Genomic DNA, 6,273 nt, shown 5'->3' on the forward strand with positions numbered 1-6,273 from the left:
GGTCACGGCCGGGCGCGCGCGTCGCGGTCGAACGCGCCCTGCAGGGCCTGCCGGCCGCGCCCGACTCCAGGCTCGGCATCCAGTTCCTGCCGCTGATGCCCCAGCCCGAGTACGACCACCTGCTGTGGTCCTGCGACCTGAATTTCGTGCGCGGCGAAGACTCGCTGGTGCGCGCCCTGTGGGCCGGGCGGCCGTTCGTGTGGCAGATCTACCCGCAGGACGACGGCGCCCACCACGCCAAGCTGGACGCCTTCCTGGACTGGCTGGACGCGCCGCCGCAGCTGCGCGCCTTCCACCACCACTGGAACGGCGTGCCGGGAACACCGCCGGCCGCCCTGCCCGCAACACTTGCCGACTGGGCCGAAACGGCCGGGCTTGCCCGCGGCCGGGCGCTGGCCGGCCCCGAACTGGCGGCCGAACTCAGCCGCTTCGTTCACGGGACGCGGTAGAATCTTGGGCTTTGGCCCCGGGCTCCCGGTGCGCCGCATCCCGATCTGCCGCTTTCCCGACGGGCGTTCCCCGCAGCGCGGCTCCACCGACTGAAGACTCTTTTATGAAGATCGCTCAAGAAATCCGCGCCGGCAACGTGATCATGCAGAACGGCCAGCCGTGGGTCGTGCTGAAGGCCGAATACTCCCGTGGCGGCCGCAACTCGGCCACCGTGCGCATGAAGCTGAAGTCCCTGTTGAACAACCAGGGCACGGAAACGGTGTTCAAGGCCGACGACAAGATGGACCAGATCGTGCTGGAGAAGAAGGACTGCACCTATTCCTACTTCGCCGACCCGATGTACGTGTGGATGGACACCGAGTACAACCAGTACGAAGTCGAATCCGAAAACATGGGCGACGCGCTGAACTACCTGGAAGAAGGCATGCCCGCCGAAGTGGTGTTCTACGAAGGCAAGGCCATTTCCGTGGAACTGCCCACCAGCGTGGAGCGCGAGATCACCTGGACCGAGCCGGCCGTCAAGGGCGACACCTCGGGCAAGGTGCTCAAGCCCGCCAAGATCTCCACCGGCTTCGAGATCGGCGTGCCGATCTTCGTGGCCCAGGGCGACAAGGTGGAAATCGACACCCGCACCGCCGAATACCGCCGCCGCGTCTGAACGGCGACGGCAGGCAAAGAAAGAGGCTCCGCAAGGAGCCTTCTTTCTTTTGGCCGCCGCACCAAATCCCTAGGGTCTCTAGGCGGATTTCCTAACGCGCGCGCTGCCCCGCGGCGTTCCATAGAGGGCATGAGCGAGACCCTCCAGAAATCCGACGCTGGCACCGACAGCCCCTTCGCACAACTGCGGCGCGAGAACGCGGTGCTGCGCGAGCGCCAGGTGCTGCTGGAAGCCCTGCTCGACGCGATCGGCGACCCGATCCTCTACAAGGACCCTGAAGGCGTCTACCTCGGATGCAATGCCGCCTACAGGCAGCTGGTCGGCAAGAGCTCCGCCGAGCTGTTCCCCATCCAGGCCGACACGGTGCGCGAGGGCGACGCCCAGGTGCTGCGCACGCTGCAGCCGTTTCGCCACGAGCACGAGGCGGGCTGGCCGGACGGCCGCGTCACCATGATGGAGTCGGTGCGCTCGCCGCTGTGCGACCGCGCGGGCAGGCTGCTGGGCATCGTCGCCATCGGGCGCGACGTCACGGCGCGCAAGCAGCAGCAGGAAGAGGTGCAGCGCTCCAAGGAACTGGCCGAGGACGCCAACCGCATGAAGTCCGATTTCCTGGCCAACATGAGCCACGAGATCCGCACGCCCATGAACGCGGTGATCGGCCTGTCTCACCTGGTGCTGAAGACCGACCTCGCGCCGCGCCAGCGCGACTACATCCAGAAGGTGCAGGCGGCCGGCCAGCACCTCCTGGGCATCATCGACGACATCCTGGACTTCTCCAAGATCGAGGCCGGCAAGCTCGACCTGGAAGAAACCGGCTTCACCCCGCGGCAGCTGCTGGACACCGCCGGCGCGCTGCTCGGCGAGCGCTGCCGCGACAAGCGCCTGGGCCTGGTGTTCGACACCGCGCCCGACGTGCCGCATGCGCTGCTGGGCGATCCGCTGCGCCTGGGCCAGATCCTGCTGAACTACCTGAACAACGCGGTGAAATTCACCGAGCGCGGGCGCATCGCGGTCTCCGTGTCGGTGCGCGAGAAGACCGCCGACAACGTGCTGCTGGAAGTGCAGGTGCAGGACACCGGCATCGGGCTCACGCCCGAACAGCAGTCCCGGCTGTTCCAGAGCTTCTCGCAGGCCGACACCTCCACCACCCGCCGCTTCGGCGGCACCGGCCTGGGCCTGGCGATCTGCCGCAGGCTGGCCGGCTTGATGGGCGGCGAGGTCGGCGTGCACAGCGTGGCCGGCTACGGCAGCACCTTCTGGTTCACCGCGCGCCTGCGCATCGACCACACGGGCATGCCCGGCGCCATCGGCGCCGCGCCTGCCGCCGCTGTGACGTGGCACGGCAAGCGCGTGCTGCTGGTGGAGGACAACGACATCAACCAGGAGGTGGCGCGCGAGCTGTTGCGCGATGCCGGCATCGCGGTCGACGTGGCGGAGCACGGCGAGGCCGCGCTGGCGATGCTGGTGGCGGCCGACTACGACCTGGTGTTCATGGACATGCAGATGCCGGTGATGGACGGCGTCACGGCCACGCGCGAGATCCGGCGCCTGCCGCGCTTTGACCACCTGCCCATCGTGGCGATGACGGCCAACGCGATGGAGCGCGAGCGCCGTCTGTGCATTGAGGCCGGCATGGACGGCTACCTGGCCAAGCCGATCGACCTGGGCGCGCTGGCGGCCGTGCTGCAGCGCTGGCTGCCCAACCGGCGAGCCGGCGGCAAAGCCGCCTAGACTCCTTGCATGGACACCCGCGCCAAGGTCCTGCACTGGAAGGACCGCTCGCACCGCTTCACGCCGCACTTCCACACCGAGTTCTATGCCGGTGCGATCGTGCGCGGCTGCTGCGAATTCGAAGCGGGCGGGCAGCCGCACGCGGCGCACGCGGGCGACCTGGTGTTGATCAACCCTTTCGAAGTGCACACCGCCGGCTGCAGCCCGAACGTGGAGTACCGCGCGGTGTATTTCGACGACCTGCCGGGCATGGCCGCGCGCACGGACGGCGACGGCGCGCAGTTTCTCTCCTTCACCAGCACGGTGGTGCCGGCGAGCCCGCTCGCGCGGCGGCTGGCCGGTGCGCTGAGCGAACCGGCGCCGGGCGAAGCGCTCACCGCCTGCCTGCACGCCATTTTGGAAGCGCATGCCGCGCAGAAGGCGCCGCCGCTGGACATGCACGACTTCCAGCGGCGCGTGGTGGCCGAGCTGGAGCGCGACGGCGACGACCAGGGCACGCCTGCCATCGCCGACGTGGCGGCGCGGCTGGGCATGAGCGCGCAGCACTTCAGCCGCGCGTTCCACCGCGTGTTCGGCGTGCCGGCTGTGTTCTTTCGCAACCAGCTGCGCGTGCACCGCGCCGAAGCGCAGCTGCGCAACGGCGGCCGGCCGGCGGACGTGGCGGTGGAGTGCGGCTTCTCCGACCAGGCGCACCTGATCCGCGAATTCAAGAAGGTGCGCGGCGTCACGCCCAAGCTCTACGCCACGGCCTACCACCAGCTCGCCTGAACGTGCGCGGCGGCACGCGCAAAAATCTTCAATCCGCGCGGGCGGCTGCTGCCTACAGTGCACCCATGGCCCCGCAAACCCCGCCCGCAACGCTTCCTTCTTCCGTGCTCGTCACGGGCGCCGCTTCCGGCATCGGCCGCGCCACCGTGGTGCACCTGCTGCAATGCGGCGTGCGCGTGATCGCGGCGGACCGCGACGCCGACGGCCTGAGCACGCTGGTACGCGAAAGCGGCGGCGAGATCGCGAGCTTCGTCTGCGACCTGGCGCAGCCCGCCGCGCGCGCGCAGCTGTTCCACGAGGCCGCCGCGCTCGGCTACGAGGGTGCCGTCAACTGCGCCGGCACCGAGGGCCGCCCCGACGCGCTGGTGGCGCAGGACGCCGAGACGCTGGACCGCGTGCTCGACGTCAATCTGCGCGCCACGGTGCACGCGCTGCGCGCGCAGCTGCTGCACCTGCTGCCCAAGCGGCGCGGCAGCATCGTCAACCTGGCTTCCATCTACGGCCTGCGCGGGCAGCCGCGCTGGGTCGTCTACTCGGCCAGCAAGGCCGGCGTGATCGGCCTCACGCAGGGCGCGGCACTGGAAGCGGCGCAAGGCGGCGTGCGCGTCAACGCCGTGGCCCCAGGCCCGATCGACACACCGCTGCTGCGCCGCGCGACGCACGAGCAGTTGCAGCGCACCGCCGCCATGGTGCCGATGAAGCGCAACGGCCAGCCGCACGAGGTGGTGCAGGCCATCGCCTGGCTGCTGTCCGACGCCAGCGGCTACGTGACCGGCGCGGTGCTGCCGGTCGACGGCGGCATGGCCGCGCAGGCCGCAACGCAGCCCGAGCTGCCTTCGACAGAATCCCTTTCCACCCTGGAGCCCAGCACATGACGACCACGCTTCCCAAAGGCTATTGCCTGGCTGACATCACGGTGCACGACGCCACCGCCTACACGCAGTACACGTCGCGCTCCGGCCCGGCGGTGGAGGCGGCGGGCGGGCGCTTCGTGGTGCGCGGCGGCACGCCCGAAGTGATCGAAGGCGACCGCAAGGTCACGCGCATCGCGCTGGTGGAATTCCCCACCGTGGAGGCGGCGCACGCCTTCTACCGCGGCGACCTCTACCAGGATGCCGTCCCCTACCGCGTGGCGGCGTCGAGCACGCACTACGCCATCCTCACCGGCAACGACCCGGCGCAGATGGAAGCACCGGCGCCCGGCGGCCCCAAGGGCTATCTCTACGCGGAGATGCACCCGACCGACCTGGAGAAGTACATGGAGTACCCGAAGATGTCCACGCCGATCGTGCACCGCTTCGGCGGCCGCTTCATCGTGCGCGGCGGCCAGCCGCAGCTGCTGGAAGGCAAGCGGCCGACCGGCCGCGTGGTGATCGCCGAGTTCCCCTCGATCGACCGCGCGCGCGAGTTCTATTTCTCGCCAGAGTACCGCCAGGCCATGCAGTGGCGGCTGAAGTACGCGCATTCCGACATCTGCCTGCTCACCGGCGCCTGAGGACAACGCGATGCTGGAACAGACCGAGTTCATCCGCAACGCCTGGTACGTGGCGGCCTGGGACCACGAGCTGCAAGCGGGCAAGCCGCTGGCGCGCACGCTGCTGGGCGAGCACGTGGTGCTGTACCGCGACAGCGCGGGCAAGCCGGTGGCGCTGGAAGACCGCTGCTGCCACCGCGCCGCGCCGCTGTCGCTCGGCCGCGTGGAAGGCGACTGCATCCGCTGCATGTACCACGGGCTGAAGTTCGACGCGAACGGCCGCTGCGTGGAAATACCGGCGCAGGCGCACGTGCCGCCGCAGGCCGTGGTGCGCGCCTTCGAGGTGTGCGAGCAGGACCACTTCGTCTGGATCTGGATGGGCGAGCGCGAAGGCGCGCACGCCTCGCGCCCGCCGGCCATTCCCTGGCAGAGCGACGCCGGCTGGCGCTGGAAGCCGGGCTACATGCACTACCGGGCCAACATTCAGCTCATCACCGACAACCTGCTGGACCTGTCGCATCTGAGCTACGTGCACCTGGCCACTCTGGGCACGCCGCAGACCGCACAGACGCAGCCCGAATACCGCGAGATCGAAGGGGGCGTGGAGATCACCCGCTGGGACATCGGTTCGGCGCCGACGCCGCTGCACGCCAAGGCCGGCATGCGGGGCATGGTGGACCGCTGGCTGGTGTTCCGCTGGTACCCGCCCGGCACCTTCCTGCTGGACGCGGGCTCGTGCCCCACCGGTACGGGCGCGCCGCAGGGCGTGCGGCAAGACGGCATCCAGTTCCGCAACACTTCGATCCAGACGCCCGAGACCGCGCACACCACGCACTACTTCTGGACTCACGCAAGGGATTTCCGGCTGGACGATGCGGCGCTCACCGACGAGATCCAGGCGCAGATGGCCGCCGCCTTCGAGGAGGATCGGGTGGTGATCGAGGCGCAGCAGGAGGTACTGCGCACGCGTGCCCCGGGGCCGATCGTCGGCATCGCCGCCGACGCCGGGCCGCGCATGGCGCGCCGCCTGATCGAGCTGCGCCTCGCGCAGGACAGCGCGGCCGAATTCGCCTGACGCGGCCATGGCGCTGCACACCGTCCACACCGAAGGCATCGCCGATCCGTTCACCGTGGACGGTGCGCAGGCGGTGCTGCCGCAAGCGCTGCAGGCCGGCATCGCGCTGCCCAGCGG

The 6,273-nt window shown here is 69.7% G+C and carries 7 protein-coding genes; all 7 read left to right on the top strand.

Features of this window, described 5'->3' with window-relative positions:
* Positions 1-449 (top strand): elongation factor P maturation arginine rhamnosyltransferase EarP (earP, locus tag H0U68_RS12920; RefSeq protein WP_296356193.1); only part of this gene is annotated, 449 nt, incomplete at its 5' end.
* Positions 450-553: 104 nt separating this feature from the next.
* A complete protein-coding gene (gene efp / locus H0U68_RS12925; protein WP_296356195.1) occupies positions 554-1,108 on the top strand; it encodes an elongation factor P in 555 nt (184 codons plus the stop codon).
* Between the two features lie 129 nt (positions 1,109-1,237).
* Positions 1,238-2,839 carry a response regulator gene (locus H0U68_RS12930; RefSeq protein ID WP_296356197.1) on the top strand — a complete coding sequence of 534 codons (1,602 nt, stop codon included), beginning with the start codon at positions 1,238-1,240 and terminating at the stop codon, positions 2,837-2,839.
* 9 nt (positions 2,840-2,848) lie between these two features.
* The gene (locus H0U68_RS12935) at positions 2,849-3,607 is read left to right on the top strand and encodes an AraC family transcriptional regulator (RefSeq protein WP_296356199.1); all 759 of its coding nucleotides are present in this window, start codon (positions 2,849-2,851) and stop codon (positions 3,605-3,607) included.
* Positions 3,608-3,672: 65 nt separating this feature from the next.
* Positions 3,673-4,482: an SDR family NAD(P)-dependent oxidoreductase gene (locus tag H0U68_RS12940; RefSeq protein ID WP_296356201.1), complete on the top strand. Its 810-nt coding sequence runs from the start codon at positions 3,673-3,675 to the stop codon at positions 4,480-4,482.
* A complete protein-coding gene (locus H0U68_RS12945) occupies positions 4,479-5,102 on the top strand; it encodes a DUF1330 domain-containing protein (protein WP_296356203.1) in 624 nt (207 codons plus the stop codon). Before H0U68_RS12940 ends, H0U68_RS12945 begins: the two co-directional genes overlap by 4 nt.
* A gap of 10 nt (positions 5,103-5,112) precedes the next feature.
* Positions 5,113-6,156, top strand: coding sequence for an aromatic ring-hydroxylating dioxygenase subunit alpha (locus H0U68_RS12950; protein WP_296356204.1), 1,044 nt, complete (start codon positions 5,113-5,115; stop codon positions 6,154-6,156).
* Positions 6,157-6,273: the final 117 nt, after the last annotated feature.

The sequence above is a fragment of the Ramlibacter sp. genome, assembly GCF_013697775.1.
Taxonomy (GTDB): domain Bacteria; phylum Pseudomonadota; class Gammaproteobacteria; order Burkholderiales; family Burkholderiaceae_C; genus Ramlibacter.

Coding starts and splice junctions, on each gene's coding strand:
- H0U68_RS12935 (WP_296356199.1), top strand. CDS start 2,849: ATGGACACCCGCGCCAAGGTCCTGCACTGGAAGGACCGCTCGCACCGC.
- efp (WP_296356195.1), top strand. CDS start 554: ATGAAGATCGCTCAAGAAATCCGCGCCGGCAACGTGATCATGCAGAAC.
- H0U68_RS12945 (WP_296356203.1), top strand. CDS start 4,479: ATGACGACCACGCTTCCCAAAGGCTATTGCCTGGCTGACATCACGGTG.
- H0U68_RS12930 (WP_296356197.1), top strand. CDS start 1,238: ATGAGCGAGACCCTCCAGAAATCCGACGCTGGCACCGACAGCCCCTTC.
- H0U68_RS12950 (WP_296356204.1), top strand. CDS start 5,113: ATGCTGGAACAGACCGAGTTCATCCGCAACGCCTGGTACGTGGCGGCC.
- H0U68_RS12940 (WP_296356201.1), top strand. CDS start 3,673: ATGGCCCCGCAAACCCCGCCCGCAACGCTTCCTTCTTCCGTGCTCGTC.